The 26725-nt window shown below is 52.9% G+C and carries 27 protein-coding genes and 3 tRNA genes; 17 read left to right on the top strand and 13 right to left on the bottom strand.

What is annotated here, in order from left to right:
• Position 1 precedes the first annotated feature (1 nt).
• On the top strand, positions 2 to 859 hold the full coding sequence (locus tag AC6I8N_RS09390) for an efflux RND transporter periplasmic adaptor subunit (protein WP_497830568.1): 858 nt from the start codon (positions 2 to 4) through the stop codon (positions 857 to 859).
• An 8-nt stretch (positions 860 to 867) separates the two neighbouring features.
• Positions 868 to 2868 (top strand): FUSC family protein, encoded by a 2001-nt coding sequence (locus AC6I8N_RS09385; protein ID WP_497830567.1) that lies wholly within the window; start codon positions 868 to 870, stop codon positions 2866 to 2868.
• Here AC6I8N_RS09385 and AC6I8N_RS09380 read toward each other — a convergent pair whose 3' ends face one another.
• From AC6I8N_RS09380 to AC6I8N_RS09365, 4 genes are all read right to left on the bottom strand, one after another.
• Positions 2869 to 3336, bottom strand: a complete 468-nt coding sequence (locus AC6I8N_RS09380; RefSeq protein ID WP_036626931.1) for a hypothetical protein — start codon at positions 3334 to 3336, stop codon at positions 2869 to 2871.
• A gap of 128 nt (positions 3337 to 3464) precedes the next feature.
• Positions 3465 to 3983, bottom strand: coding sequence for a superoxide dismutase [Cu-Zn] SodC (gene sodC, locus AC6I8N_RS09375; RefSeq protein WP_415175734.1), 519 nt, complete (start codon positions 3981 to 3983; stop codon positions 3465 to 3467).
• An 80-nt stretch (positions 3984 to 4063) separates the two neighbouring features.
• A complete protein-coding gene (locus AC6I8N_RS09370) occupies positions 4064 to 4960 on the bottom strand; it encodes an aldo/keto reductase (RefSeq protein WP_497830566.1) in 897 nt (298 codons plus the stop codon).
• 72 nt (positions 4961 to 5032) lie between these two features.
• Complete coding sequence (locus AC6I8N_RS09365; RefSeq protein WP_021185238.1) at positions 5033 to 5302, bottom strand: DUF1289 domain-containing protein; 270 nt, start codon at positions 5300 to 5302, stop codon at positions 5033 to 5035.
• Between the two features lie 201 nt (positions 5303 to 5503).
• On the opposite strand from AC6I8N_RS09365, the gene eptA reads away from it, so the two are divergent.
• The 5 genes from eptA (at position 5504) to rnt (ending at position 10206) form a co-directional block, all read left to right on the top strand.
• Complete coding sequence (eptA, locus tag AC6I8N_RS09360) at positions 5504 to 7141, top strand: phosphoethanolamine transferase EptA (RefSeq protein WP_497830565.1); 1638 nt, start codon at positions 5504 to 5506, stop codon at positions 7139 to 7141.
• A 39-nt stretch (positions 7142 to 7180) separates the two neighbouring features.
• Positions 7181 to 7777, top strand: coding sequence for a TetR/AcrR family transcriptional regulator (locus tag AC6I8N_RS09355; RefSeq protein WP_497830564.1), 597 nt, complete (start codon positions 7181 to 7183; stop codon positions 7775 to 7777).
• A 48-nt stretch (positions 7778 to 7825) separates the two neighbouring features.
• A complete protein-coding gene (locus AC6I8N_RS09350) occupies positions 7826 to 8923 on the top strand; it encodes an alkene reductase (RefSeq protein WP_021185241.1) in 1098 nt (365 codons plus the stop codon).
• A 95-nt stretch (positions 8924 to 9018) separates the two neighbouring features.
• The gene (gene gloA / locus AC6I8N_RS09345) at positions 9019 to 9426 is read left to right on the top strand and encodes a lactoylglutathione lyase (protein ID WP_021185242.1); all 408 of its coding nucleotides are present in this window, start codon (positions 9019 to 9021) and stop codon (positions 9424 to 9426) included.
• Between the two features lie 111 nt (positions 9427 to 9537).
• On the top strand, positions 9538 to 10206 hold the full coding sequence (gene rnt, locus AC6I8N_RS09340) for a ribonuclease T (protein ID WP_497830563.1): 669 nt from the start codon (positions 9538 to 9540) through the stop codon (positions 10204 to 10206).
• A gap of 35 nt (positions 10207 to 10241) precedes the next feature.
• Here the strand turns inward: rnt and AC6I8N_RS09335 are convergent, their stop codons facing one another.
• On the bottom strand, positions 10242 to 10574 hold the full coding sequence (locus AC6I8N_RS09335) for a Grx4 family monothiol glutaredoxin (RefSeq protein ID WP_021185244.1): 333 nt from the start codon (positions 10572 to 10574) through the stop codon (positions 10242 to 10244).
• 363 nt (positions 10575 to 10937) lie between these two features.
• Between AC6I8N_RS09335 and AC6I8N_RS09330 the strand changes: the two genes are divergently transcribed.
• A complete protein-coding gene (locus AC6I8N_RS09330; RefSeq protein WP_021185245.1) occupies positions 10938 to 11723 on the top strand; it encodes a C40 family peptidase in 786 nt (261 codons plus the stop codon).
• Positions 11724 to 11785: 62 nt separating this feature from the next.
• Here AC6I8N_RS09330 and cydH read toward each other — a convergent pair whose 3' ends face one another.
• Positions 11786 to 11875 (bottom strand): cytochrome bd-I oxidase subunit CydH, encoded by a 90-nt coding sequence (cydH, locus tag AC6I8N_RS09325; RefSeq protein WP_150105780.1) that lies wholly within the window; start codon positions 11873 to 11875, stop codon positions 11786 to 11788.
• Positions 11876 to 12160: 285 nt separating this feature from the next.
• Here cydH and purR point away from each other — a divergent pair, with 285 nt between their 5' ends.
• Positions 12161 to 13186 carry an HTH-type transcriptional repressor PurR gene (gene purR / locus AC6I8N_RS09320; protein WP_021185246.1) on the top strand — a complete coding sequence of 342 codons (1026 nt, stop codon included), beginning with the start codon at positions 12161 to 12163 and terminating at the stop codon, positions 13184 to 13186.
• Here the strand turns inward: purR and punR are convergent.
• Positions 13183 to 14094: a DNA-binding transcriptional activator PunR gene (punR, locus tag AC6I8N_RS09315; protein ID WP_497830562.1), complete on the bottom strand. Its 912-nt coding sequence runs from the start codon at positions 14092 to 14094 to the stop codon at positions 13183 to 13185. The genes purR and punR overlap by 4 nt on opposite strands.
• A gap of 108 nt (positions 14095 to 14202) precedes the next feature.
• Between punR and punC the strand changes: the two genes are divergently transcribed.
• Complete coding sequence (gene punC / locus AC6I8N_RS09310) at positions 14203 to 15405, top strand: purine nucleoside transporter PunC (RefSeq protein ID WP_497830561.1); 1203 nt, start codon at positions 14203 to 14205, stop codon at positions 15403 to 15405.
• A 308-nt stretch (positions 15406 to 15713) separates the two neighbouring features.
• Positions 15714 to 16862 (top strand): cyclopropane fatty acyl phospholipid synthase, encoded by a 1149-nt coding sequence (gene cfa, locus AC6I8N_RS09305; protein WP_497830560.1) that lies wholly within the window; start codon positions 15714 to 15716, stop codon positions 16860 to 16862.
• Positions 16863 to 16938: 76 nt separating this feature from the next.
• Here the strand turns inward: cfa and AC6I8N_RS09300 are convergent, their stop codons facing one another.
• A complete protein-coding gene (locus AC6I8N_RS09300) occupies positions 16939 to 17589 on the bottom strand; it encodes a riboflavin synthase (RefSeq protein ID WP_021185250.1) in 651 nt (216 codons plus the stop codon).
• Between the two features lie 202 nt (positions 17590 to 17791).
• On the opposite strand from AC6I8N_RS09300, the gene AC6I8N_RS09295 reads away from it, so the two are divergent.
• From AC6I8N_RS09295 to AC6I8N_RS09270, 6 genes are all read left to right on the top strand, one after another.
• Positions 17792 to 19165 (top strand): MATE family efflux transporter, encoded by a 1374-nt coding sequence (locus AC6I8N_RS09295; RefSeq protein WP_208725334.1) that lies wholly within the window; start codon positions 17792 to 17794, stop codon positions 19163 to 19165.
• Between the two features lie 153 nt (positions 19166 to 19318).
• Positions 19319 to 19395, top strand: a tRNA-Val gene (locus AC6I8N_RS09290).
• 3 nt (positions 19396 to 19398) lie between these two features.
• A tRNA-Val gene (locus AC6I8N_RS09285) sits at positions 19399 to 19475 on the top strand.
• A gap of 31 nt (positions 19476 to 19506) precedes the next feature.
• A tRNA-Val gene (locus tag AC6I8N_RS09280) sits at positions 19507 to 19583 on the top strand.
• Between the two features lie 342 nt (positions 19584 to 19925).
• Positions 19926 to 21338, top strand: a complete 1413-nt coding sequence (gene pykF, locus AC6I8N_RS09275) for a pyruvate kinase PykF (protein ID WP_208725333.1) — start codon at positions 19926 to 19928, stop codon at positions 21336 to 21338.
• 304 nt (positions 21339 to 21642) lie between these two features.
• Positions 21643 to 21879, top strand: a complete 237-nt coding sequence (locus tag AC6I8N_RS09270) for a major outer membrane lipoprotein (RefSeq protein WP_007374746.1) — start codon at positions 21643 to 21645, stop codon at positions 21877 to 21879.
• A gap of 60 nt (positions 21880 to 21939) precedes the next feature.
• Here the strand turns inward: AC6I8N_RS09270 and AC6I8N_RS09265 are convergent, their stop codons facing one another.
• The 5 genes from AC6I8N_RS09265 to sufC form a co-directional block, all read right to left on the bottom strand.
• Positions 21940 to 22974, bottom strand: a complete 1035-nt coding sequence (locus tag AC6I8N_RS09265; RefSeq protein WP_497830559.1) for a L,D-transpeptidase family protein — start codon at positions 22972 to 22974, stop codon at positions 21940 to 21942.
• Between the two features lie 65 nt (positions 22975 to 23039).
• The gene (gene sufE / locus AC6I8N_RS09260; protein WP_021185254.1) at positions 23040 to 23456 is read right to left on the bottom strand and encodes a cysteine desulfuration protein SufE; all 417 of its coding nucleotides are present in this window, start codon (positions 23454 to 23456) and stop codon (positions 23040 to 23042) included.
• A 19-nt stretch (positions 23457 to 23475) separates the two neighbouring features.
• Positions 23476 to 24699, bottom strand: a complete 1224-nt coding sequence (gene sufS / locus AC6I8N_RS09255) for a cysteine desulfurase SufS (protein ID WP_021185255.1) — start codon at positions 24697 to 24699, stop codon at positions 23476 to 23478.
• Complete coding sequence (gene sufD, locus AC6I8N_RS09250; RefSeq protein WP_497830558.1) at positions 24696 to 25973, bottom strand: Fe-S cluster assembly protein SufD; 1278 nt, start codon at positions 25971 to 25973, stop codon at positions 24696 to 24698. The genes sufS and sufD overlap by 4 nt, the downstream gene beginning before the upstream one ends.
• Positions 25948 to 26694, bottom strand: coding sequence for a Fe-S cluster assembly ATPase SufC (gene sufC / locus AC6I8N_RS09245; protein WP_021185257.1), 747 nt, complete (start codon positions 26692 to 26694; stop codon positions 25948 to 25950). The genes sufD and sufC overlap by 26 nt, the downstream gene beginning before the upstream one ends.
• Positions 26695 to 26725: the final 31 nt, after the last annotated feature.

Raw genomic sequence — 26725 nt, 5'->3', positions numbered from 1 at the left:
CATGAAATTCAATCCCTTTAAATATTTTTCCACACTGGTGGTGTTTGCCCTGGCTTTATTGGCGGGCTGGTGGATGTGGAATTACTACATGCAATCGCCCTGGACGCGTGATGGCAAGGTCCGTGCCGAACTGGTTGATATCACCCCCCAGGTTTCTGGCCGCATTGTTGCGTTGGCGGTGCGAGATAATCAGTTTGTACACAAAGGCGATACGTTGTTGACGCTCGACCCGGTACCCTGGCAGATCGCCCTGGATAATGCTGAGGCACAGCTGGCAAAAGCACAGTCGGATGAGCAGAAAGCCCAGCATGAATTGAACCGGCGCAGCAATCTGCCCCGTAATGTGATTTCAGCGGAGGATCTTGATGCGGCGCATCTGACCGCTAATGCTGCCGCAGCGAGTACCAAAGCAGCCCAGGCGACACTCGATCAGGCACGCTGGAATCTGGAACAGACCAAAATCAGCGCCCCCACGGATGGTTGGATTAGTAATCTGACGCTGCGCCCTGGTAATTACGCCACAGCGGGCACACCGTTGTTCTCACTGGTGGACAGTCATTCATGGTATGTGATGGGGTATTTCGAAGAAACCAAACTGCGTCACATCCAGCCCGGTGCCAGTGCGAATATTGTGCTGTACAGCAACGGTCAACGCCTGCAAGGCAGAGTGGAAAGCATCGGGCGAGCGATTTACGACCAGAGTGTCGACAGTGACAGCGGCCTGGTGCCGGATATCAAACCCAATGTCCCCTGGGTGCGACTGGCGCAACGGGTTCCGGTGCGTATTCATTTGGATACCATTCCACAGGATATCCCACTGGTGGCGGGCACCACCTGTACCATTTCGATTGTGCGCTGAGGCCACGGATGAATTTACAGTGGTTGGCGTGGCGCAATCTGCCGTGGATCAAAGCCACCCAGGGTGAATGGCGCTATGCCTTGCGCAATGCAATCGCCATGTGCCTGGCGCTAACGATGGCCTACGCCTTGCAACTGGATCAGCCTTACTGGGCCATGACTTCCGCCGCCGTGGTCAGTTTTCCTACCGTTGGGGGGGCCATCAGCAAAAGTCTGGGACGTATCGTCGGCAGTTTACTGGGTGCCACTGCCGCGTTACTGATTGCCGGGCACACGCTGAATGAACCCTGGCTGTTTGCCTTTTTTATGGCAGGCTGGCTGGCGTTATGTACCTGGATTGCCAACCACTATCAAAACAATGTGGCCTATGCTTTTTCGCTTGCCGGTTATACCGCAGCGATTATTGCCTTCAGCAGCGTCAATATCACCGATATCAGTGAGTTATGGACTATTACCCAGGCACGCGTTTGTGAAGTAATTTCCGGTATTTTATGTGCCGGATTAATGATGATGGTTCTGCCCAGTACTTCAGATGGGCATGCGCTGATGAAGTCGCTGCGCCAGATGCATGCCAGATTGCTCGAACACGCCGTGCTGCTATTGCAGCAAGGCAGTACCGACAATGTTCGTAGTGCGCATGAGACGGTGATCAGTCAGATCCTGACCATGAATCTGCTACGTATTCAGGCGTTCTGGAGCCACTACCGCTTTCGGCGGCAAAATAACGTCCTGAACTATGTGTTACATCAACAGTTGCGCCTGACCAGCGTGCTCTCCAGCCTGCGACGCATGTTACTGAACTGGCCAGAGGCACCGCAGTCGCTGTTTGATGCCATGCAAAAACTGTTGCACGAACTGGCACAGCCGGAATGTGATAAATATCAGTTGGCGTTGATTCTGCGCGGCATTACCCCGGCCGCAGCGGGCGATTACCGCCAACGCGCCTTTGTGCAGCGCCTGCGCTACTTTTGTTGGGTGTACCTTAATGTCCAGCGTTGGATCAGATTGATTGAACGAGCAGATGCGGATACCCGATTTCAGCCCCCACGCGTTCCGTCACTGGCACGCGAAAGCGATAGCGCCGAAGCAGGATGGAGCGCACTTCGCACCTTCAGCGTGATTATGTTGGGATGTGCGTTCTGGATTGCTACGCAATGGGATTCCGGTGCAGCGGCTTTGACACTGACCGCAATCGCCTGTGTGCTTTACTCTTCCGCCCCCTCGCCAACGGGCAGCATCTCGCTGCTGCTGAAAACCCTGCTGTGGCTGTCGGTGTTTAGCTTTATGTTGCAGTTTGGCCTGATGGTCCAAATCAGCGCACTGTGGCAATTTTTGCTGGTGCTGTTCCCTTTGCTGACTACCCTTCAACTGTTCAAGTTGCAGCAGAAAACCCGCGCGGGTATGTGGGGGCAATTTATCGTGTTTATGGGATCCTTTATTGCGGTCAGCAACCCGCCAGACTGGGATTATCAGAGTTTCCTCAACGATAATCTCGCCAAGGTCTGCGGCGTGATGCTGGCATGGCTGGCCTTTCAGGTACTGCGTCCCAGTTCCGATGCCCGGCGTAGCCGTCGCCATATCCGCGCCCTGCGTCATGCCTTTCTTGATCAACTGCGACGTCATCCCCAACTGAGCGAAAGCCGTTTCGAATCACAGATTTATCATCATATCAGCCAGTTAAGTAATAGCCGTGATGAGCAGGCACGCGTGTGGCTGCTACGCTGGGGCGTGGTGCTGCTCAATTGTTCGCATATTGTCTGGCAGTTGCGTGAGTGGCAGCCTGGCTCTCAGACGCTGGCAGCGATGCGCGACAGAAGTCTGGAAGATTTACAACGCATCATGAGTATACGGGGCGTGCGTCATATGCCCTTGCAGGCAACGCTGGATGAACTGGAGGCGATGATTGCGCAGCTTCCGGTTGAACAGGATAGCGAGGCCAACACGCTGGCTGGCATTCTATGGCGTTTGCGTTGCTCGCTGGCACAATTGAAACAAGCGGTGCCGGGGTGATTACTGGCAATATTGCTGCTGCTGGCGATTGAAATCAGCCTGCAATTGTTGCAGGGTTTTTCGCCCTTCGAAACGGGTTTTATCCTGCTCCGACATGGGTTCAACCACCAGCGCTTTCTCCTCGGGCGAATAGATAAAGCGCCGCGTCAGTTCCGTGCCGGTAAAACTTTTGCCCTCAATCGCGCCGCATACCATCGTCAGATTGTGGTGGAAAGTCTCAGCGTGGATGAAATCCGTCTCGGTCGCACTACGCAACACCTCCTGGCAGCCTTTTTCTTCCAGCTTTTCCAGCGTTCGTTGTGTCAGCCATTCGCGCCCTCGGGCAATGTTTTCACAACTGGCACGTAATGGGTTGCGGTCAATCACACGTTGCAATTGTCGACTGGCATCGAGCCGCAATTGCGTATCATTAGGCTGGTCACAGCCGACCAGCAACGCACATAACAACATGATCCCACTGGTTTTCATTCCTGCCCCTGCGCTTTTTTCCCTGTTATGTATCATAGGCGGGAAAAAACCACGGGAACAATACAAAAATCAATGAAGAAACGTCTGGTTACGCAAATCAGGGCGGCAGGGAAATTGCCGCCACCGTGTTAAATCACACCGCAGGCAAAACGCGCGCCACCGCCACCCAGCGGCAGGGGATGATCGGCGTGATTATCGCCTCCAACATGCACCATCAATGCCTTCCCTTTGATTTCATTCAGGGATTTGATGCGCGGAGCCAATACCGGATAGTCAGCGTTGCCATTATCGGTGACGAATAATGCCGGCAGATCGCCGAGATGACCGTTGGCATAGGGTCCGAGGTGTTTCCCGGTGTTGCCCGGGTCAAAATGCCCACCTGCTGCACCCGCCGCTACCGTTTTACCTCCCGACTCTCCAGGTTCACAACTGCCTTTTGCGTGGATGTGAAAACCATGCACACCCGGCGCCAGGCCCGTCAGTTCGGGGGTAAACTCCAGCCCCCAGGGCGTTTCACTGAGGGTGACTTTCCCTATAGCCGCACCAATACCTTGCTCGGTAACCGTATGCAGCGTCACCTGTTCCGACGCTGCTTGCGCAACGCCGCTCGTTAACACCGCCAGAACAGCAATCAGGATTCTATTCATAACATCTCCTTATGGTTAGCTTCCCTGTAAGCCTGGACGCTTTTTGTTCTGGCTGCCGGGTTTTGACGCTTTTTTACGCTTCAGGGCACATCGTAACCCAACGCCGCCTTGCGAATGCGGAACCACTGCTGGCGATCAAGCGTAAGTTGACAGGCGGCGACCGCATCGCTGACACGGGCCGTTTTGCCGGTACCAATAATGGGCAAGGGGTGACTTGGCAGTTTCATGACCCAGGCATAAACCACCTGTTCAATATTGCTGGCACCGATTTCCTGCTGTATCTGATGAAGCTCATCCCGCAGCGGCTGGTAATGCGGATCGTTAAAGAGACGACCGCCGCCAAGACACGACCAGGCCATCGGTCGCATGCGTAACTGCTGGCATTGATCCAGGGTTCCATCCAGCAAGGTCGACTGCTCAAGAGGCGAGATTTCCAGTTGGTTCGTCGCCAGAGTAAAAGGGAGCCGCGACTGCAACAGCGTAAACTGTGTCGGTGTGAAATTGGAGACGCCAAAGTGACGTACCTTGCCGCTCTGATGTAAAGCAAGAAAGGCTTCAGCCACTTCATCCGCATCCATCAAAGGGTCAGGACGGTGAATCAACAACAGATCAAGGTGATCAGTACCGAAGTGCCGCAGCGAGTTTTCCGCACTTTGCAAAATATGCCGCGCTTCGGTGATGTAATGACCAATCTGATGTTCCGCTTTGGCACGCGTAGCGATGCCACACTTGGTGACGATTTGCAGTTTTTCGCGCAAACCTGGCGCCAGTTTCAGTGCTTCACCAAACGTGGCTTCACAACGGTAATCACCATAAATATCAGCGTGGTCAACGGTGGTGATCCCCAGCGACAAATGGTGCTCAATAAATTGTACGCATTGCTGGGCCGTCATACCCCACTCCATTAAACGCCAGTAACCCATGATCAGCGGTGAAAACGTCGGTCCCTGCGGGGCAATCTGTTGCGGTTGTAGCATCAAGGTTCTCCCTTAAAACACAATTCCGAATGATGAATCGGCAGTATAACGGAAAGTAACCTGGTGAGACGCTCAGAACAGTGAGGGTTGTTGCGGTTCGTCAGGTTGTTCACTCTTCTGGCTACGTTGTAAGCGCAACCAACGCTGGCGGCACAAACGCAGCACATCACGTTTCTGCGCATCGCTGTATTGCATCCAGTTAAACCGCTCTTCACGACTGCGCAGGCAACCACGACAATAGCCGCGTTCATCGCTCTGGCAAATGCCGCGACAGGGACTGGGGACGGGAAAAAACTCAAGTTGCTCGGCCACTTCAACTCCGACGTCATGGGTTTGCAGCATATTGATAACAGCTTAGTGGCATTGTGCAAAGAGTAAACGCCCCTGGTCTACATTCCACGCAATTAATTATCCTTACCCAGATTGGGTAACTCCTGTTTACCAAACAGGTCGTACCGCCGGTAACTGCATTGAGCTTTCGTTAAGGTTTTCCTCATATTTTGTCTCTACTCTGGCGCCATTCCGTTTTCTGATAGAGTTTCCATGAAATCCCCGAATAAGTTACAGTGTCACTTGACCTGGTTTAATTTTGGTGCTGCTCTCTTCTTTGCCATCGTCTTAAATGGCCTGTTTGTCTTCCGCGCCTGGCAAATTATTACCTACGATCGACTGCATGATTATCTGTTTGCCGCCAGTATCCCTGTGGTACTGATTTCGGCGTTCTACTTTATTTTTAGCCTGATCGCCTGGCCATTTATCCGTAAACCCCTGTTGATCGTACTGGTACTGACCAGTGCCGCTGCCAACTACTTTATGCATAGCTTTGGCACGGTCATTGACACCAACATGATCGAAAACGTGTTTGAGTCGAATGCACAAGAAGCCGGTGCATTAATCAGCCGAACCTGGGCGGTCTGGATGCTGTTGATGGGCATTCTGCCAGTCGCCGTTATCAGCAGCATTCGTATTCAGAATGGGCAACGTTGGTGGTGGAGTTTGCTGCAACGTTTGGCGGGGGCACTTGGCGCACTGCTGATCATTTTGCTGATGGCCGTGCTGTTTTATAAAGACTATGCCTCGTTGATCCGCAACAACAAAGGCCTGGTTAAAATGATCACTCCGGCGAATATCGTTAGCGGCACCGGCCACTACGTCGATCAACGTTGGTTACAGGGTAGCCAGCAACTGGTCAAAATTGGCCAGGATGCACACAAAGGCCCGTTAATCGCGGCCGAACAGAAAAAAACCCTGGTCGTGCTGGTGGTGGGTGAAACCGGCCGTGCTGAAGACTTTTCCCTCGGCGGTTATCAACGCGACACCAACCCGCAGTTAAAACAACAGCAAGTTATTTATTATCCGCAAGCTACTTCTTGTGGCACTGAAACCGCCGTTTCCGTACCTTGCATGTTTTCCAACATGCCGCGCGAACAATACGACGCCAATCTGGCACACCATCAGGAAGGCCTACTCGATGTGCTGGCGCATGCCGGGGTGAGCGTGCTGTGGCGCGAAAATGATGGCGGATGTAAAGGTGCCTGCGACCGTGTGCCCCATACCGACATGACAATGTGGAATCTGACACAATATTGCCACGACGGTTTTTGTCTCGACGATGTGTTGCTGCATAACCTCGATAACTATACCGCCAGTTTGCACAACGACGGGATCATCGTGCTCCATCAAATGGGTAGCCACGGTCCGGCTTATTATCAGCGCTATCCCAGCCAATTCCGCCGCTTTACGCCAACCTGCGACAGCAATCAGATTCAGGATTGCGATCATCAGGCCCTGGTCAATACCTATGATAATTCGCTGCTCTACACCGACGACATGCTGAGTCGTACTATCGACAAACTGAAAGCGTTAAGTGACCGTTTCAACGTGGCGATGGTTTATCTTTCCGATCATGGTGAATCGCTGGGTGAACACGGCATGTATCTGCACGGTGCACCCTATATGTTTGCTCCTTCACAGCAAACACATATCCCATTGTTGATGTGGATGTCACCCGGTTACGCCGCCGCGTATCACGTTAATCAGGGGTGTTTACGTCAACAGGCAGCGGAGACTCCGGTATCACAGGATAACCTGTTCCATACCCTGCTGGGCATGTTCAACATCCAGACCGGCGAATATCAACCCAAGCTGGACATGATCAGATCGTGCCAGACGTTGAGTTAAAGATTGCATTAGACTGACTGGTCTACTACTCTGCGACACATGAACAAGACTCAACAACGCAACGAAACCCGAGAACACCTGCTCGCGACCGGCGAGCAGGTTTGTCTGCAACGTGGTTTCACCGGCATGGGCCTCAGCGAGATGCTGACGCTGGCGGAAGTACCGAAAGGCTCGTTTTATCATTACTTCCGCTCAAAGGAAGCCTTTGGCGTCGCCCTGCTGGAGCGTTATTTTGTCCACCATTTGCAAATGATTGAGCGCCAGCTGAATCAATCAGGCACAACAGCACGAGAGCGCTTCCTGCAACACTTCCGTAGCGCTGAACACGTATTTATCGAGCAGGGCCATATTATGGGTTGCCTGGGCGTGAAACTCTCTGCCGAAGTGTGCGATCTCTCTGAGCCGATGCGCGATGCACTGCAACAGGGCGCGAATGCTGTAATAGGCGCTTACGCTCGCTGCCTGCAAGAAGTGGCTACAGAGCAGGCGCTGCCTTATGGTCAGAGCCCGCAACAGTTGGCGCAGCGTTGTTATTTGCTCTGGCTAGGTGCCAGCCTGCAAAGCAAAATATCACGAGAACCTGGTCCCATCAGCCTGGCGCTCGAAACCATTGAGCAGTGGCTGAATAGCCACTGATTTTAAAAACCGCAATTCCTAGACGACCGGTCTAATACAGGAGTCAACATGGCGAGTAAACAGCTGTTCTCCCCACTGAAAGTGGGTGCGATTACCGTACCTAACCGCGTTTTCATGGCCCCGCTGACGCGTCTGCGTAGCATTGAGCCAGGCGACATTCCGACTCCGCTCATGGCTGAGTATTATCAGCAACGCGCCAGCGCGGGTCTGATTATCACCGAAGCAACGCAAATTTCTTTCCAGGCGAAAGGTTATGCAGGTGCGCCGGGGCTGCATACGCAGCAGCAAATCGCCGCGTGGAAAGCAATTAACGAAGCCATTCATGGCGCAGGGGGGCACAGTGCTGTCCAGCTGTGGCACACCGGCCGCATCTCTCATCATAGTGTGCAGCCAAACGGTCTGGCACCCGTCGCTCCTTCCGCCCTGGCCGCCGGTACGCGTACGTCGTTACGCCACGCTGATGGCAGCGTCTATCGTGAAGATACCTCGCTGCCGCGCGAACTGAGCGTGGCAGAAATTAAGCAGATTGTGGCTGATTTTGGTCAGGCAGCAGCCAATGCGCGCGAAGCCGATTTTGATCTGCTGGAATTGCACTCTGCGCACGGTTATTTGATGCACCAGTTCCTCGCTCCTGGTTCGAACCAACGTACTGATGAATACGGCGGTTCGATTGCGAAGCGTGGTCGGTTCGCGCTGGAAGTGGTGGATGCGGCTATTGCCAACTGGTCAGCCGACCGTATTGGTATCCGCATTTCGCCGATTGGTGCCTTCCAGAACCTGGAAAACGGTCCGGATGAAGAAGCCGCTGCGCTGTGGTACATCTCGGAACTGGGTAAACGCAAGCTGGCGTATCTGCATCTGTCAGAACCGGACTGGGCTGGCGGTCAGCCCTACAGCGATGCTTTCCGCGAGAAAGTTCGCGCCCTGTTCCCAGGGGTGATCATTGGTGCCGGTGCCTATAGCGTTGAGAAAGCAGATGACCTGATTCAGCGTGGTCTGATCGATGCCGTCGCGTTTGGCCGTGATTTTATCGCCAACCCGGACCTGGTTGCGCGCCTGCAACACGATGCGCCGCTTAACCCACAACGCCCGGAAAGTTTCTACGGCGGTGGTGCGGAAGGCTATACCGACTACCCTACTCTGTAAAATCTCCCCGCTGCCGCCCCAATGTGCGGCAGCGCTGTTTTTTCGTAGCGTTAACTCGCTATACTTAGCTTTTGTGCTTTTTAAAAGAGGATGTTATGCGTTTACTTCACACTATGTTACGCGTTGGCGATCTGGAACGTTCAATCGAGTTTTATACCCAAGTGCTGGGTATGCGTCTGCTGCGCAAGAGCGAGAACACGGAATACAAATACACGCTGGCGTTTGTCGGTTACACCGAAGAGAGCGAAGGTGCGGTGATTGAACTGACTTACAACTGGGGCGTGGATAGCTATGACCTTGGTAACGCCTACGGTCATATTGCGCTGGGCGTTGATGATGTTGCTGCCACCTGTGACCAAATCCGTCATGCCGGTGGCAAAGTGACGCGTGAAGCCGGTCCGGTTAAAGGCGGCACCACGGTTATTGCGTTTGTTGAAGATCCCGATGGTTATAAAATCGAGCTGATCGAAAACAAACATGCCGGACACGGCATCGGCAACTAACCTGTTGCCAGGTCAGCCTGTACTTTTACCGGCTGACCCACCTCTCCTGCTGCACCCTCCCGCGATTTTTGCCATAATGCGCGCTGCCCCATTTATTGCTATGAGATCCTGATGTCTGAATCGAACGCCTTAAACGCTCTCCATCAACGCTTTCGCGGCTTTTATCCCGTGGTGATCGACGTCGAAACTGCCGGTTTTAATGCCAAAACCGATGCCCTGTTAGAAATTGCCGCCACCACTCTGAAGATGGATGATGACGGCTGGCTGCATTGTGATGAGACGCTTCATTTCAACGTTGAACCTTTTGAAGGCGCGATTCTTAACCCGGAAGCACTGGCATTTACCGGGATTGATCCCAGCAACCCGTTGCGTGGCGCAGTGAGCGAGTATGATGCGCTGCATGCCATTTTTAAGATGGTGCGCAAAGGGATAAAAGACAGCCATTGTAATCGTGCGATTATCGTGGCGCACAATGCCACCTTTGATCACAACTTCCTGATGGCGGCTGCGGAACGCGTGAGTCTGAAGCGTAATCCATTCCATCCGTTTGCCACTTTCGACACTGCGGCATTAAGTGGATTGGTATTGGGTCAGACGGTGCTGGCAAAAGCCTGTAAAGCGGCAGGGATGGATTTTGATAGCACCCAGGCGCATTCCGCCCTGTACGATACCGAACAAACCGCCATCCTGTTTTGCGAGTTAGTGAACCGTTGGAAACGTCTGGGGGGCTGGCCACTGGCGTTCAGTGACGAACTGTCGGAAGAAGACTCCGCCGAGTGACCAAAAGAAAGGCCGACGACTGTCGGCCTTAACGCTTATTCTGCTTCTTTATACTTCTCAGCAGTTTCTTTAATCAGCGGCTGAAGTTCACCACGCTGGAACATCTCGACGATGATGTCGCAACCACCGACCAGCTCGCCATCAACCCACAACTGTGGGAAGGTCGGCCAGTTGGCATATTTTGGTAACTCGGCACGAATATCCGGGTTTTGCAGGATATCAACATACGCGAAGCGCTCACCACAGGCAGACAGAGCCTGTACCGCTTGTGCAGAGAAACCGCAGCTTGGCAGTTTCGGCGAACCTTTCATGTACAGCAGGATCGGGTTTTCTGCGATCTGGCGCTGGATTTTCTCAACAGTACTCATTTTTGCCTTCCTTAATTCCTCACTTCGTGTTTGTTTATTGTAGCGATTTCACCCCCGCACTAAAACGGGATTTTGCGGTTCAGGCACATCAATCGCCATGTTTGTTAAGTTCCGGTGCCATAAATAACATTTTCATATCGTGATTAAGCATGAACCGATTAATAATTAGCAATATATCTGCTGGGTTAACCAGCTGAAATCGCTCATTTTTGCCCCATATCAACTCTGCTAACACATTAATAGAAAAATGCCTTACCTTTTAGAAAAAAACTGGATTAGAATCATCTCGGTGCTGATCGTTGATCAGATTTTTCTAACATAGCTGCGGGCTGTTTCTTCAGACTGCTTAACCTGTACCGGACTATGCGTTTACTCATTACGCTTTTTATGCTGGCTTTCGCCCAACTGTTTTTTAATGTGGCTTCTGCGTCACCGCATGCGCCCATCAATGCCAGTTTGCATAACGCTGAGAAAAAAAGTGCGCGCGAAGATGAGCGTCGCAAGCGACGTCCGGTAAAAACCAGCACCAAAAAATCCCGTCTTGCTACCAGTGTTCAGAAGCTAAAGCTGAAAAAACAGCCGAAAATGGAAACGGCGCTGCATAAAACCCGCAGCAAGAAAGCCCTGCTGAAATCACCGTCAAAAAAATATGGTCACCAACGTCTGGCGAAGAGAAGCGCGAAGCAGGACGATGACCGCGATTTGACCACCATCAAGATGAGCAATTCTCACCGTCAGCGCTATCAGAAAGCACGCGAAACCGCGATGAACAAGCTGATGGGGCAGATTGGTAAACCATACCAATGGGGTGGCACTTCACCGCATACCGGTTTCGATTGCAGCGGTCTGGTGTGGTACGCCTATAAAGACCTGGTCAAATATAAATTCCCGCGCACTGCCAACGAAATGTATCACCTGCGTGATGCGGCACCGATTAAGCGCGATATGCTGGAGAAAGGGGATTTGGTGTTCTTCCGCATCAATAATCGCGGCACTGCCGATCATGTCGGTGTTTATCTTGGTAATGGCAAATTTATCCAGTCGCCTCGTACCGGTAAAGATATTCAAATCAGTGCATTGGGTGAGGATTACTGGCTGAAACACTACGTCGGGGCACGCCGTATGATGACCCCCAAAACTATCCGCTAAAAAACGCCCGATACCCGATAAAACAAGAAGCCGGACCCTGATTTTCAGGTCCGGCTTTTTTATTAATGAAGGATCGCGGTGAAGCTGAACACGATAATCATTAGTAGCGCGCCCACAGTGGTAAACAGCGCCAGTTTCAGGTCTGTACTCATCACAACTCCTTAGTCACAATAAATGAAGGGTTATCGTAATTTTCTCACAGCCTCCGGCAAAAATCTCGTCTTATCCGCGCCAGCTTGCTAGAATCGCCGCCTTTCGTTGCGCAACAGATTTTGCGCACGCTGTGTTTGCGGCAAGTTAAAGCGTTATTGACCAGGTGTTAATGTCTTTTTCTTCGCCATTCGCCCCGAAAATCGGGGCGCAAAACCATTAGCAGACGCAAACGTTTAACAATATACTTATCAGTTAGTTGCGATAAGCCCGGGAGTACCATTTTCATGGCAACAATTAAAGATGTGGCGAAACGCGCCGGTGTCTCCACCACCACGGTTTCGCATGTCATCAACAAGACGCGTTTTGTCGCGGAAGAGACGCGTAACGCCGTATGGGAAGCGATCAAAGAGCTGCATTACTCGCCCAGCGCCGTGGCGCGCAGCCTGAAAGTCAACCACACCAAAACGCTGGGGCTGCTGGCCACCTCCAGTGAAGCCCCCTATTTTGCCGAGATAATCGAGGCGGTGGAAAACCACTGTTTCGATCGCGGCTACACGCTAATCCTGGGCAATGCGCATAACGACCTGCAAAAACAGCGCGCATATCTGTCGATGATGGCGCAGAAGCGTGTCGATGGCCTGTTGGTGATGTGTTCAGAATACCCTGACGACCTGCTGACCATGCTGGAAGAGAACCGTAATATCCCGATGGTGGTGATGGACTGGGGCGCATCGCGTGGCGATTTTACCGATACGGTGCAGGACAATGCGTTTCAGGGTGGCTATCTCGCCGGGCGTTACCTGATTGAACGCGGTCATCGTGACATTGGTGCCATCCCCGGACAAATGGAGCGCAACACCGGCGGTGGCCGCCATGCCGGTTTCATGCAGGCGCTGAATGAGGCAGGCATCACCGTGCGGCCCGAGTGGATTGTGCAGGGCGATTTTGAACCGGAATCCGGATATCAGGCGATGCAGCAGATCCTCAATCAGAAGCAACGCCCGACTGCTGTGTTCTGCGGTGGCGATATCATGGCGATGGGCGCGATCTGTGCTGCGGATGAAATGGGTCTGCGGGTCCCGCAGGATATCTCAGTGATCGGCTATGACAACGTGCGCAACGCGCGTTATTTCACGCCGGCGCTGACCACTGTTCATCAACCTAAAGCTCAGTTAGGCGAAAAAGCGTTGGAAATGCTGCTGGATCGTATCACCAGCAAACGTGAAGAGCCGCAGACCATCGAAGTTCAGCCAACGCTGATTGAACGCCGTTCAGTCGCTGACGGCCCGTTCCGCGACTACCGCCGCTAAGTTTCCGTTTCGCTCAACCATTCATGGTTGAGCGTTTCGGCATCGCCGAGATAACTCAGCAACCAACCCAGAGCCGGCGAGTTCCGTAGTTCCGACCAACTGACACAGCATGGGCTCTCCGGGAACGGCGTGGGTAACGGTAACTCGGTTAATGCTCCGCTATCCAGCAATGGCCGGGCTAAATGGCCCGGCACCATCCCTACGCAGAGTCCCGCCAGCAGGCAGTCAACGCCGGTTTCCCATTCCGGCACCACCAGCCGGCGTTGATTATCTAACGTCCAGGTCATGCGCCGCGGCAACGCCCGTGAAGTGTCTTCCAGCACCAGAGAAGGCCAGGCCCGCAACGTTTCGTCATCCAACAAGGTACTTTTTGCCAACGGATGATCGGGGCTGACCACGCAGCGCCAGTTCAACGCGCCCATATCCTGAAAGGCGAAACGCCCACCGACCGGGATCGCCTGAGTGGCCCCAATCGCTACGTCGACCCGCCCATCGGCCAGTGCATCCCATACACCATTAAACACTTCATAACTGATAATCAGCTCCATGTCGGGAAAGTGGCGGTAGAAATCCTTCACCAGTTGTCGGGTGCGATGAGGTTTAACGATGCAATCCACCGCGATACTCAGCTGACCACGCCAGCCATTTGCCAACTGCTGGCACTGCCGCCTCGTCGCCAGCATTTTTTTGATAACACTACGCCCTTCCCGGACAAAATGCTCCCCGGCTGCCGTCAGCACCACTTCCCGATGCTGACGTTCGAACAACGGCACCGCCAGCCAGGTTTCGAGCTGCCGTACCGTGTAGCTGATGGCAGAAGGCACCCGATGTAACTCTTGTGCTGCCGCACTAAAACTACCGCTGCGGGCCACCGCATCTACCACTTCAAGCGCATATTCAGACCACATATTTTTGCCTGCAAATTTTTTGATAGCACCGCGCAAATATTAGCGTTTCACAAAACCTGGCGCACGCTTTTACACTCCTCCGCGTTTACCTGTCTAAAGAGAATTACCATGTTGTCATCAAAAGGATTTCTGCCTTATCTTGCTTTACTCAGCATGCTGGGCTTTCTTGCTACGGATATGTATCTGCCGGCATTCGGTGCCATGCAGCAGGATTTTGCTACCGCCCCCGGTACCATCAGCGCCAGTCTGAGTCTGTTCCTTGGTGGTTTTGCCTGTGCGCAGGTCTTCTGGGGACCGCTGTCAGATCGCTTCGGACGTAAACCGGTTCTGCTGGCGGGATTAGCGATTTTTGCCCTGGGTTGTCTGGGCATGTTGTGGGTGAGCGACGTCCGTTTGATGCTGGCGCTGCGCTTTGTGCAGGCGCTGGGTGTTTGCGCTGCCGCCGTTAGCTGGCAGGCGCTGGTGGTGGATCGTTATCCGCAAAATCAGGCCAACAAAGTTTTTGCAACCATTATGCCGCTGGTCGCCTTGTCTCCGGCGCTCGCCCCGTTACTCGGTGCCTGGCTGATGGGCCATTTTCACTGGCGTAGTATCTTTCTGCTGCTGACACTGATAACCCTGGTGTTGCTTATTGGCACCCTGCGTCTGGCGAATCCCGTACGAGCCGACACCACGCGAGCGCCGCAGCCTGGCTGGCTGACGCTGCTGGTATCGCGTACTTATAGCGGCAACGTATTGATCTACTCTGCCTGTTCCGCCAGCTTTTTTGCCTGGTTGACCGGCTCGCCCTTTATCCTCGCCGATGCCGGTTTATCACCGGCAGATATTGGCCTGAGTTATGTGCCGCAAACTATCGCCTTCCTGATCGGTGGATTTGGCTGCCGCGCGCTGCTGAATCGTTTTCAGGGGAAACAACTGCTGCCGTGGTTACTGGTGATCTACAGCCTGAGCATTCTTAGCCTGTTTGCGGTTGCGCAGCTTTCCGCCCCCGCGCTGTGGGCATTGCTGTTGCCGTTCTGTGGTATGGCGCTGGCAAATGGGGCTATCTATCCGATTGTGGTCGCCAGTGCCCTGCTGCCCTTCCCCCAGGCAACAGGCAAAGCCGCTTCATTGCAAAATTTGCTACAACTCGGATTATGTTTTGTCGCCAGCCTGGTCGTTTCCGCTGGATTACAACAAGCGCTGCATAGCACCAGCCTCGTGATGCTCGCTACCGTTGCATTCGCCTGGGCCGGTTTCGGTTGGCAACGTACGGCAAACGCACAAAGTGATGTTGCTCACAACTCCTTAGCCTGCGAAGATAATCACTGACGCAACAACTTTAGTTAGCATCCTAACGATAAGTCGTTGAATATTGACCCACGTAAGCATATACTGCGTGGGTCAGCAATTCTGTAACAAATCAATAACATAAATGTATTACTTTTAAGCGACTCTGTCGCTGGGATGGCGTCTGCACGATATTCTCCCCTGTGTTGTGCCAGACATTTCTATTCAGATTCATACCTCTGTAAAACGTCGGATATCTGGCGCACGGATTTTCCGTGAGTTCTCTCACAAGCCTGGAGAAATTGACTATTCTTTTCTCAGGTTGAAATCGGAAAGGTGATGGAGAAGCTATGAGTTCATCGTGTATAGAAGAAGTGAGCCTTGAAGAAAACCACTGGTTTCGTATCGCCCATGAATTACTGGAACGGGCTGATATTGCCATTAATGGCACTCGCCCCTGGGATATTCAGGTTAAGCATCCGGATTTTTTTAAACGTGTCCTGCAAGAAGGTTCATTGGGCTTAGGTGAAAGCTATATGGACGGTTGGTGGGACTGTGAAAATCTCGACATGTTTTTCCACCGCGTACTGAAGCAGCACCTGGATCAACAATTACCGCATCATTTTAAAGACACGTTGCGTATCGCAGCCGCGCGTCTGACCAATTTACAATCGAAAAAACGCGCCTGGATTGTCGGTAAAGAGCATTACGATCTTGGAAACGACCTGTTTTCTCTGATGCTTGACCCCTTTATGCAGTACTCCTGTGGTTACTGGAAAGATGCCGAGACGCTGGAACAATCGCAACAAGACAAACTCGATATGATTTGCCGCAAGCTGCAACTGAAACCCGGCATGACATTGCTTGATATTGGTTGTGGTTGGGGTGGACTGGCAGAGTTTGCCGCACGCAATTATGGCGTGAAAGTGCATGGTGTCACCATTTCGGCAGAGCAACAGAAGATGGCACAGGAGCGTTGTGCCGGTCTGGACGTCACCATTCTGTTGCAGGATTATCGCGACCTGAATCTGCAAGTTGACCGTATCGTTTCGGTCGGCATGTTCGAACATGTCGGTCCCAAAAATTACGCGACCTATTTTGAGGTGGCCGATCGTAATTTGAAGCCGGACGGTATTTTCCTGCTGCATACCATTGGGGCAATTAAAACCGATATGAATGTTGACCCCTGGATCGACAAATATATCTTCCCGAATGGTTGCCTGCCCTCCGTACGCCAGATTGCTAATGCCAGTGAGTCACATTTTGTGATGGAAGACTGGCACAATTTCGGTGCGGATTATGACACCACGCTAATGGCCTGGCATGCGCGTTTTCTTGACGCCTGGCCGCAGCTGGCAGAAAAATACGGTGATCGTTTTAAACGCATGTTCAGCTATTATCTCAATGCCTGCGCTGGTGCATTCCGCGCGCGTGATATTCAGCTGTGGCAAGTGGTTTTCAGCCGTGGAGCTGAGGGCGGCCTGCGCGTCGCGCGTTAACCTCCCGTTTGTAGCGGCGTGACGCATCACGCGCTTTTAAAACAGCGCGATAAATCGCGCCGCTACGAATGCCAGGTTATTCACTCTCGTCGGACTGCTGCTGCGCCAGAGCGGCTGCTTCACGTTGTGCCAACACGCGCTCAACGGTTTCGACAATGGCCTGGGTATGCGGATCAATCTCGATATTCACCTTGTGACCTAACTTCTTCGCGCCAAGCGTGGTGCGCTCCAGCGTTTCCGGGATCAGGTGCACACAGAATTTACTCCTGGTCACATCACCCACCGTCAGGCTGATACCATCAATACCGACAAACCCTTTATGCAGAATATATTTCATCTGCGCCGGGTCCTGTAATTTAAACCACACCTCACGGTTGTTTTCTGACTGAATAATTTTGCAGATTTCTGCGGTGGTCATAATATGGCCGGACATTAAATGACCGCCAATTTCGTCGCTGAATTTTGCAGCGCGCTCAATATTCACCACATCACCCACCTGCAATTCACCCAGGTTGGTAATCCGTAAGGTTTCTTTGATTAAGTCAAAGCTCACCTGGTCACCGTCAATCGCTGTCACCGTCAGGCAGCAGCCGTTATTCGCCACTGATGCGCCCAGCGCCAGCCCCGGCAATAACTCTTCCGGCAGTTTCACGACATGGGTGCGAAACAACTCTTTTTCTTCGATTGCAACAATCTCTGCCGTACCTTGTACAATTCCAGTAAACATAATCTCAGCCTCTGCGAAGTTTGCGCTAGTTTATCACAGCTGCCCCGTTCGGGTTTAATTTGGCGGCGCGTGAAATTTACACAATCGTTTTAACAAAATGCGAACAAAGTTTGGCTAAGCGTCAACAGACCGGTACACTAGGCCGCGCATTCTTTGGGGATTTCTCCCCGTTCTCTTCTTATTATTAAAATGCAGGTGATACGTGCAGAAGTATTTAACAGAAGCGCGTCAATTGCTGGCCCTTGCGATCCCGGTCATCCTTGCTCAGGTTGCCCAGACCGCAATGGGGTTCGTGGATACCATTATGGCCGGTGCGGTAAGCGCCACGGATATGGCCGCCGTTGCGGTGGGCACATCTATCTGGCTCCCCGCCATTCTGTTTGGTCATGGTTTGCTGCTGGCATTGACGCCTACCGTTGCGCAACTCAATGGGTCAGGACGACGTGAGCGCATCGCGGAACAAGTCCGTCAGGGTTACTGGCTGGCGTTTTTTGTCGCGCTGCTGATCATGGTGGTACTGTGGAACGCAGGCTATCTGATTCATGCCATGCATGATATTGATCCGCTGCTGGCCGCCAAAGCCGAAGGCTATCTCCATGCTCTGCTGTTCGGTGCGCCTGGCTACCTGTTTTTTCAGGTGGCGCGTAACCAGTGTGAAGGTTTGTCAAAAACCAAACCCGGTATGGTACTGGGTTTCCTCGGTTTGTTGACCAATATTCCACTCAACTATGTGTTCATTTATGGTCATTTCGGCATGCCAGCGCTGGGTGGCGTGGGCTGTGGCGTCGCCACCGCCAGCGTCTATTGGGTAATGTTTATCGTAATGCGCTTCTGGCTTAAACGTATGGGCAGCATGCGCGATATCCGTATGAATACCGCCTTCTCCACGCCGTCGCGGGTCATTCTGTCACGCCTGTTTGGCCTTGGCCTGCCGGTCGCACTGGCGCTGTTTTTTGAGGTCACATTGTTTGCCGTGGTCGCGCTGCTGGTTTCGCCACTCGGTATTGTCAAAGTCGCCGGGCATCAGATCGCGCTGAATTTCAGCTCACTGATGTTTGTCCTGCCGCTGTCGCTCGGGGTAGCCACCACCATTCGCGTCGGTTATCGCCTGGGTCAGGGTTCCACAGAACAGGCGCGGGTCGCGGCCTGGACCGCGCAAGGGGTCGGCATCAGCATGGCGGCCCTCACCGCGTTGTTTACCGTGACCTTCCGCCATCATATCGCGGCGCTGTATACCGCGAACCCGGAAGTGATCACCCTGGCGGCGCAACTCATGCTGTTGGCAGCCATCTACCAGTTCTCTGATTCGATTCAGGTGATTGGCAGCGGTATCCTGCGTGGTTATAAAGATACGCGTTCTATCTTCTTTATTACCCTCGTCGCTTACTGGGTACTGGGGCTGCCGGTGGGTTATATTCTGGCGTTGACCGATCTGGTCGTACCAAGACTTGGCCCTGCCGGTTTTTGGTGTGGCTTTATTGTCGGACTGACTTCGGCGGCAGTGATGATGCTATGGCGCATTCGCCGTTTGCAACGCCTCCCTGCGCAGGTGATTCTTACGCGAGCAGCACGCTAAGTCGCTGAGCGGGCCGGAAAAGGCCCGCAACGCCTAAAAAAACGACGCATAGCACAGATGCTGGTCAGTCATGATGAAAAATCGCTTTTTCCCCTTGCCAGCTCATCTGCCTGCCGTTAATATTCGTCCCCGCTGTCGCCCTGACAGCGTGTTGCGCTCTTAGCTCAGTTGGTTAGAGCACCACCTTGACATGGTGGGGGTCGATGGTTCGAGTCCATTAGAGCGCACCAAGTGCGTCCGTAGCTCAGTTGGTTAGAGCACCACCTTGACATGGTGGGGGTCGGTGGTTCGAGTCCACTCGGACGCACCATTTCTTCACCCTGAAGTATCACGGGTACAATGCGCTCTTAGCTCAGTTGGTTAGAGCACCACCTTGACATGGTGGGGGTCGATGGTTCGAGTCCATTAGAGCGCACCACTCTTTTTCAGTTTCCTGTTGCGCAACTCTCTCTTCCTTGATCTGTATCGTTTTATCTTACTGCTTTCATATTGGTTTTCGCATACTTAGCGACTATACTATGCCGCGTTGTCCCACTTGAAAGGTTTCAGCGCTAACGTGTTAATGGCGAGAACTCAAATTATTTGCGCAACACCGCCTGGTCGGTTCTCTCGCGAACCGCACAACTTCCCTGCACGCTTAGCTATCGTCTCCTATTCTTACTCTGTATTGCCCTTATCAACACCAAACGAATTTCCACTTCGGTGCCTGCGCATCGAATCCCAACCTTTATCATCCATCACAACTTACAGATAAGCTGACATGAAAAAGACCAAGATCGTTTGTACTATCGGTCCGAAAACCGAATCGGAAGAGATGCTGACTCAACTGCTGGAAGCAGGCATGAATGTCATGCGCCTGAACTTCTCTCACGGGGATTATGCCGAACATGGTCAGCGCATTACCAACATGCGTGCTGTCATGGAAAAAACCGGTCGTCAGGCTGCGATTCTGCTGGACACCAAAGGTCCTGAAATCCGCACCATGAAACTGGAAGGTGGCAATGATGCCCCATTAAAAGCTGGCCAGACCTTCACCTTCACCACTGACCAGTCCGTCATTGGCAACAGCGAGCGCGTCGCCGTCACCTATGCGGGTTTCACTGAAGATCTGAAAATCGGCAACACCGTGCTGGTTGATGATGGCCTGATTGGCATGGAAGTTATCGAAGTCACTGAAAACACGGTGGTATGTAAAGTGCTGAACAACGGTGACCTCGGCGAGAATAAAGGCGTTAACCTGCCAGGTGTCTCCATTCAGCTGCCGGCTCTGGCGGAAAAAGACAAGCGTGACCTGATTTTCGGTTGCGAGCAGGGTGTCGATTTCGTTGCCGCGTCCTTTATCCGTAAACGTTCTGATGTGCTGGAAATTCGCGAGCATCTGAAACAACACGGCGGCGAACACATTCAAATCATCTCTAAAATCGAGAATCAGGAAGGTTTGAACAACTTCGACGAAATTCTCGAAGCGTCTGACGGCATCATGGTGGCCCGTGGCGACCTCGGCGTAGAGATCCCGGTTGAAGAAGTGATCTTCGCGCAGAAGATGATGATCAAGAAGTGCAACAAAGCACGCAAAGTGGTGATTACCGCCACTCAGATGCTGGATTCCATGATCAAAAACCCACGTCCAACCCGTGCTGAAGCTGGCGACGTGGCGAACGCCATCCTCGATGGTACCGATGCGGTGATGCTGTCTGGTGAAAGCGCCAAAGGTAAGTATCCGCTGGAATCGGTCACTATTATGGCGACCATCTGTGAACGTACCGACCGTGTGATGAAATCACGCATTGATTCGCTCCAGGACTCACGCAAACTGCGTATCACGGAAGCCGTGTGCCGTGGTGCCGTTGAGACCGCTGAAAAGCTGGAAGCTCCGCTGATCGTCGTCGCCACTGAAGGCGGCAAATCAGCCAAAGCCATCAGAAAATACTTCCCGGATGCGACCATCCTGGCCTTGACGACCAATGCCACCACCGCACGCCAGTTGATTCTGAGCAAAGGCGTTGAAACCCACCTGGTTAAAGAAATTGCCTCAACTGACGATTTCTATCGTATTGGCAAAGAAATGGCGCTTGAGAGCGGTTATGCGCAAAAAGGCGACGTGGTAGTGATGGTTTCTGGTGCACTGGTTCCAAGTGGCACCACCAACACGGCATCTGTACACGTACTCTGATTTTCGCTTGAATGTTTATTAAAAAGCGCCCTTTTCGGGCGCTTTTTTTATTCCGGGTCTAATACAAAAGCACGAAATTACCAATCGATAATAACTATTCAAAAACCCGGAAAATTAAGGCTAATCCGATTAAATATCTCTGTTTTAGCTAAATATTTTTATCATCTTCTGCTAAACGATGCTTCTTTGAGCGAACGATCAAGTTTAAGCGTGTTCTCAGCAAAAATTTATTCTCAACTCAAAAAGCTTTGTGTAATACTTGTAACGCTACATGGAGATTAACTCAATCTAGAGGGTATTAATAATGAATCGTACTAAACTGGTACTGGGCGCGGTAATCCTGGGTTCAACTCTGCTGGCTGGTTGCTCAAGCAACGCTAAAATCGACCAGCTGTCTTCAGACGTTCAGACTCTGAACGCTAAAGTTGACCAGCTGAGCAACGACGTGAACGCAATCCGTTCTGACGTTCAGGCTGCTAAAGATGACGCAGCTCGTGCTAACCAGCGTCTGGACAACCAGGCTCACTCTTACCGTAAGTAAGAGTTCTGGTACTAAAAATGGCGCCATTATGGCGCCATTTTTTTTGTACTGAATTCACCGTCAGGGTTTGGTCACTGTCGTTCCGCTGGCCTCACTAATGGTCGCACGCCCCGCTTCATTCCCCTGCTGAGACTGCACCACCTGCGGCATCGTCGTATCCTGCGTCACCGGTTCACCACTGCTTACCAGCACCGGCATCCCTGAACGTCGTTCCAGCGCAGCCTTAATCAACGCAGTATCACTTTGCGGGCTATTGATGAAGGTCTTCATCGGCGCAGTTAAGGCAATCGGCATAGTCTGCGGATCGTCTTTATCGGTGCGAGAGAGCGGCTGATGCACTTCGATATAGCGCTTACCATCCGGTTCGATGGCATATTTCACCGGCTGATTGATCACCTGCACACGCGTCCCCTTCGGCACGCTGGCGAACAACGCTTCAATATCTTCCGGACGTAAGCGGATACAGCCGGAGCTAACGCGCATACCAATGCCGAAATCCGCATTGGTACCGTGAATCAGATATTGCCCGGTACCGCGTGCCAGACGCATGGCAAACAGCCCCATAGGGTTATCAGGGCCGGCAGGGACCACGCCCGGCAAGGTGATGCCTTCTTTGGCGTAGCGTTTGCGGATATTGGGTGTGGGTGTCCAGGTCGGATTGGGGATCTTTTGGCTGATGCTGGTTACCATTACCGGCGTCGCTGCGCCGAGCTGACCAATGCCAATCGGATAGACAATGACCCGGTCTTCCCCTTTGGGATAGTAATAAAGACGTAACTCAGCCAGGTTTATCACAATCCCTTCATGGGGCGTGTCTGGCAACAGCATCTGCAAAGGGACAGTGAGCTGAGTCCCGGCTTTCGGCAACCAGGGATCAACGCCAGGGTTTGCTTCCAGCATCCCCAGCAAACCAATCTTGTAGTGGCTGGCAATGCTTTCCAGTGGCCGCTTATCATCCGGCACCACAGTCAGGGTATTTTCACCAATTAAACGGCTGCCCGCCTCGGGCAGAGGGTATTCCGTGGCAAGCGCAGGTGCAGAGAGTCCCCAGCAGGACAACAGCAATGCACCGGCCAAACGTAAAGCTGGTCTCATGCAATTTTCTCTTTGTCGGAAGAAACAGACCCCGGTCAGGTTGGCCGGGGTCTGGAGAGTGTATCTTAGCTGAGGGTCTGAGCGTTATGACGGATAGCGCGAATCATCGCTTCCAGCCCCTGCGAACGTGAGGGGGTAAGGTGTTGGGTGAGCGCTAATTGTTCAAACCAGTAGCGCACATCAAGGTCCAGGATTTCTGCCGCTTTCAGCCCCTGATACAGGCTAAATACCACGGCGATCAAGCCCTTAACAATGGCGGCATCGCTGTCGCCCTCAAAAGCAATAGTACCATCCGTTTGTGGAGTCATGGTGATCCACACCTGGCTTTGACACCCGGAAATCACGTTTTCCGGCTGATATAAGCTTTCGGACGATTCTGGTAATTTTGCCCCGAGTTCAATGATGTAGAGGTACTTCTCTTCCCAGTTAGCGCAACGGTTGAAGTTGCGCACCAGTCTCTCTTTATCTGGCAAATTTGCCATTTGATACTCCTGAATCTGCTCAACCGCCCAGCAGACGATGAATTCGCGTCAGACCTGCCGCCAGACGGTCGGCTTCTTCTTCGCTGTTATACAGCGCAAAAGAGGCACGGCACATGGCGGGTACCGCATAATGACGCATCAGCGGCATTGCGCAATGGTGGCCAGTGCGGATGGCGATGCCGTACTGGTCAAGGAAGCTTCCCACATCAAATGCATGGTGCTTACCAAGATTAAACGCCACCACGCCGCTGCGTTCGACCGGACCATAAATGGTCAGATCCGGCACCGAGGCCAGCTTATCCAGCGCATAACGCATCAGCATCGACTCACGCTGCTGAATGGTGTCCAGCCCGAGATCGGTGATCCATTTCAGGGCTGCACCCAGACCAATGATCCCACCCGTATTGGGAGTCCCCGCCTCAAAACGCCAGGGCGCGGTATTCCAGGTGGTGCCGGTGGGCAACAGCACCTGATCGATCATTGAACCGCCACCTTCCCACGGAGGCATGATATCGAGCAGCGCTTTGCGGCCATACAGCACGCCAATCCCGGTCGGACCGTAGATCTTATGCCCTGAGAAGACGTAGAAATCGCAACCGATATCCTGCACGTCAACCGCATGATGCATCACCGCCTGAGCACCATCCACCAACGTCACCACACCCGCCGCTTTCGCCTGGGCAACAATGGCTTTGACCGGGTTGACCGTGCCCAATACGTTAGAAACGTGGGTCACCGCCAGCAAACGGGTACGGCTGTCGATCAGCCCTGCCAGTTGTTCCAGCGCCAGCTCACCTTGCTCATTGAGGGGCAGCACACGGATTTCCGCACCGGTACGCGCAGCAACCATCTGCCAGGGCACGATGTTGGCGTGATGCTCCATCTCGGTAATGATGATGTTGTCGCCCGGTTGCAGCTGACTGCCACCCCAGCTGTTAGCCACCAGGTTGATCCCCTCAGTGGTGCCTTTGACGAAAACAATCTCTTCCGGGGAGGAGGCATTAAGAAAACGCGCGGCCTGAGTGCGCACGTTTTCCATATCGGTAGTGGCCTGGGCACTCAGCGAGTGAATGCCGCGGTGCACGGCCGCATAGCCGTGCTGGTAGAAATGACTTTCCGCATTAATGACGGCCAGCGGACGCTGTGCGCTGGCCGCACTATCCAGATAAGCCAGCGGATGACCGTTGACCTCGCGTTTCAGAATCGGAAATTCCGCTCTGATTCGTTCGAGATCGAAACTCATGACTCAACTCCCGGGATGCGCGCAGCAATGCGCTGCAACACCGCCTGACGTAGAACCGTATTCTCTAACTTTTCAGTCAACTCAGCGGCAAAGGCATGGATAATCATACGCTGAGCCGCAGACTCTTCAATACCACGCGAACGCAGGTAGAACATCTGCTCATCATCAATACGGCCTACGGTAGCACCGTGGCTGCACTTGACGTCATCAGCATAGATTTCCAGTTGCGGCTTGGTGTCCACTTCCGCCAGACGCCCCATCAACAAGTTGTTGTTGGTCATCTGTCCGTCAGTTTTCAGCGCATGCTGAGCCACTTTAATCATGCCATTGAACACCGCACGGCCTTTGTCACGCACGATGGTTTTGTGCATCTGACGGCTCATGCAGTAGCCTTTGTTGTGTTCCAGGTAGCTGCGCGTATCGCACACTTCCTGGTTAATCGGCAACGCCAGGCTATTCATAGCAAGGTTGGTGTTCTCACCGTTCAACTGTGCGCTGGTGTTGTGACGTGACAACCCGGCACCCAGCAGGAAGCTGGTAGTACTGACCTGCGCATCACGGCCGATCACCACGTCGTTATGCGCGAAGTGGTAGCTCTTATCGCTCTCAAACGACAGTTTGATATGCGACAGTTTGGCATTCTCAGCCACGTCAAAGGTGAAACGTGCGCCGGTGAAATGGGCGACATCATTCAGGGTGACGTAATGCTCAATCACTTCCGCCTCTGCGCTGGCTTCCAGTTGCAGATGGTGGCGGTGATGTACGGTATTCATACCCGCATCCTGGCCGCTGGTAATGTGCAGCAAATACAACGGCAATGCCGCCGCTTTACCACGCGCCAGACGGATGCTGGTCGCTTCTTCTGCCAGGCTTTCCGTCAGGTGCAGGAACACTTCCGGCTGAATCGGGGCCGGCAACGGACGACGTTCAGTGGCCTGCGAATGCTGGATCTCAAACAGGCCAGTGTCACGGCTGCTGAGCGAAGCCTGGAAACGACCATCCACATACACCAGACGTACCGCTTCGATCGGCAGCGCCAGGGCTTCCACCTGCTCCGCCGTCACTTCCTGCGGTTGCGGCAGCACAAACTGCTGCCCCAGCAGACCTTCCAGCGGGGTGTATTTCCAGTTTTCATGCTTGCGCGTCGGCAAGCCGAGACGCATCAGTTGCTGCCAGTGCTGCTGTGCCTGCAAAGAACGCACGTCACCGCGCGACTCAAACAGGTGATGCCACTGTTGCAGCGCGTTATCACTCTTCGTCGGTAAGCCAGCCATAGCCTTGCTCCTCCAGCTGTTTCACCAGCGTAAAGTCACCAGACTTCACAATTTTGCCCTGATACAGAACGTGCACATGATCAGGCTTGATGTAGTCGAGGATGCGCTGGTAGTGGGTGACGATAATGAATGAACGCTTGCCGTCACGCAGGCTGTTGACGCCGTTTGCCACAATTTTCAATGCATCGATATCCAGACCGGAGTCGGTTTCATCGAGAATGCACAGATCCGGCTCCAGTGCCGCCATTTGCAGAATATCGTTACGCTTTTTCTCACCACCGGAGAAGCCCACGTTAACTGAACGGGTCAGCAAATCTTCCGGCATCTTCAGCAGATGGATTTTATCTTCGATAAAGTCTTGGAAATCAAAACGATCCAGTTCTTCCTGCTCACGGTATTTACGCACCGCGTTCACAGAGGTCTGGAGGAAAAATTGGTTGCTGACGCCCGGAATTTCAACCGGATACTGGAACGCCATAAAGATGCCTTCGCCCGCACGCTCTTCCGGCTCCAGCTCCAGCAGATCTTTGCCTTTGAAAGTTACGGAACCGCCGGTGATTTCATAATCTTCACGGCCAGCCAGGGTTGCAGACAGGGTACTTTTACCGGAACCGTTCGGTCCCATAATGGCGTGCACTTCACCCGGCTTCACTTCGAGGTTCAGGCCGCGCAAAATTTCTTTGTCTTCAACACTAACCTGTAAATCTTTGATGCTTAACATACTCTTTCCTTCACATTGCTTCCGGCAACGG

It is taken from the genome of Pantoea sp. X-Soil-TKNS-1279, from assembly GCF_059730565.1.
This window is presented reverse-complemented; position numbering and strand designations above follow the sequence as displayed.

What these genes read in the sequence shown, in the direction of transcription:
- AC6I8N_RS09365 (WP_021185238.1), bottom strand. Translation starts at nt 5,302, where the DNA reads ATGCTGCAAACCCATGACGTCGGAGTTGAAGTGGCCGAGCAACTTGAG.
- sufS (WP_021185255.1), bottom strand. Translation starts at nt 24,699, where the DNA reads ATGAGTTTCGATCTCGAACGAATCAGAGCGGAATTTCCGATTCTGAAA.
- pykF (WP_208725333.1), top strand. Translation starts at nt 19,926, where the DNA reads ATGAAAAAGACCAAGATCGTTTGTACTATCGGTCCGAAAACCGAATCG.
- AC6I8N_RS09390 (WP_497830568.1), top strand. Translation starts at nt 2, where the DNA reads ATGAAATTCAATCCCTTTAAATATTTTTCCACACTGGTGGTGTTTGCC.
- AC6I8N_RS09370 (WP_497830566.1), bottom strand. Translation starts at nt 4,960, where the DNA reads ATGCTACAACCGCAACAGATTGCCCCGCAGGGACCGACGTTTTCACCG.
- AC6I8N_RS09330 (WP_021185245.1), top strand. Translation starts at nt 10,938, where the DNA reads ATGCGTTTACTCATTACGCTTTTTATGCTGGCTTTCGCCCAACTGTTT.
- AC6I8N_RS09335 (WP_021185244.1), bottom strand. Translation starts at nt 10,574, where the DNA reads ATGAGTACTGTTGAGAAAATCCAGCGCCAGATCGCAGAAAACCCGATC.
- sufE (WP_021185254.1), bottom strand. Translation starts at nt 23,456, where the DNA reads ATGGCAAATTTGCCAGATAAAGAGAGACTGGTGCGCAACTTCAACCGT.
- cydH (WP_150105780.1), bottom strand. Translation starts at nt 11,875, where the DNA reads ATGAGTACAGACCTGAAACTGGCGCTGTTTACCACTGTGGGCGCGCTA.
- eptA (WP_497830565.1), top strand. Translation starts at nt 5,504, where the DNA reads ATGAAATCCCCGAATAAGTTACAGTGTCACTTGACCTGGTTTAATTTT.
- punR (WP_497830562.1), bottom strand. Translation starts at nt 14,094, where the DNA reads ATGTGGTCTGAATATGCGCTTGAAGTGGTAGATGCGGTGGCCCGCAGC.
- sodC (WP_415175734.1), bottom strand. Translation starts at nt 3,983, where the DNA reads ATGAATAGAATCCTGATTGCTGTTCTGGCGGTGTTAACGAGCGGCGTT.
- sufC (WP_021185257.1), bottom strand. Translation starts at nt 26,694, where the DNA reads ATGTTAAGCATCAAAGATTTACAGGTTAGTGTTGAAGACAAAGAAATT.
- AC6I8N_RS09265 (WP_497830559.1), bottom strand. Translation starts at nt 22,974, where the DNA reads ATGAGACCAGCTTTACGTTTGGCCGGTGCATTGCTGTTGTCCTGCTGG.
- AC6I8N_RS09380 (WP_036626931.1), bottom strand. Translation starts at nt 3,336, where the DNA reads ATGAAAACCAGTGGGATCATGTTGTTATGTGCGTTGCTGGTCGGCTGT.
- punC (WP_497830561.1), top strand. Translation starts at nt 14,203, where the DNA reads ATGTTGTCATCAAAAGGATTTCTGCCTTATCTTGCTTTACTCAGCATG.
- AC6I8N_RS09270 (WP_007374746.1), top strand. Translation starts at nt 21,643, where the DNA reads ATGAATCGTACTAAACTGGTACTGGGCGCGGTAATCCTGGGTTCAACT.
- rnt (WP_497830563.1), top strand. Translation starts at nt 9,538, where the DNA reads ATGTCTGAATCGAACGCCTTAAACGCTCTCCATCAACGCTTTCGCGGC.
- AC6I8N_RS09355 (WP_497830564.1), top strand. Translation starts at nt 7,181, where the DNA reads ATGAACAAGACTCAACAACGCAACGAAACCCGAGAACACCTGCTCGCG.
- gloA (WP_021185242.1), top strand. Translation starts at nt 9,019, where the DNA reads ATGCGTTTACTTCACACTATGTTACGCGTTGGCGATCTGGAACGTTCA.
- purR (WP_021185246.1), top strand. Translation starts at nt 12,161, where the DNA reads ATGGCAACAATTAAAGATGTGGCGAAACGCGCCGGTGTCTCCACCACC.
- sufD (WP_497830558.1), bottom strand. Translation starts at nt 25,973, where the DNA reads ATGGCTGGCTTACCGACGAAGAGTGATAACGCGCTGCAACAGTGGCAT.
- AC6I8N_RS09385 (WP_497830567.1), top strand. Translation starts at nt 868, where the DNA reads ATGAATTTACAGTGGTTGGCGTGGCGCAATCTGCCGTGGATCAAAGCC.
- AC6I8N_RS09300 (WP_021185250.1), bottom strand. Translation starts at nt 17,589, where the DNA reads ATGTTTACTGGAATTGTACAAGGTACGGCAGAGATTGTTGCAATCGAA.
- AC6I8N_RS09350 (WP_021185241.1), top strand. Translation starts at nt 7,826, where the DNA reads ATGGCGAGTAAACAGCTGTTCTCCCCACTGAAAGTGGGTGCGATTACC.
- cfa (WP_497830560.1), top strand. Translation starts at nt 15,714, where the DNA reads ATGAGTTCATCGTGTATAGAAGAAGTGAGCCTTGAAGAAAACCACTGG.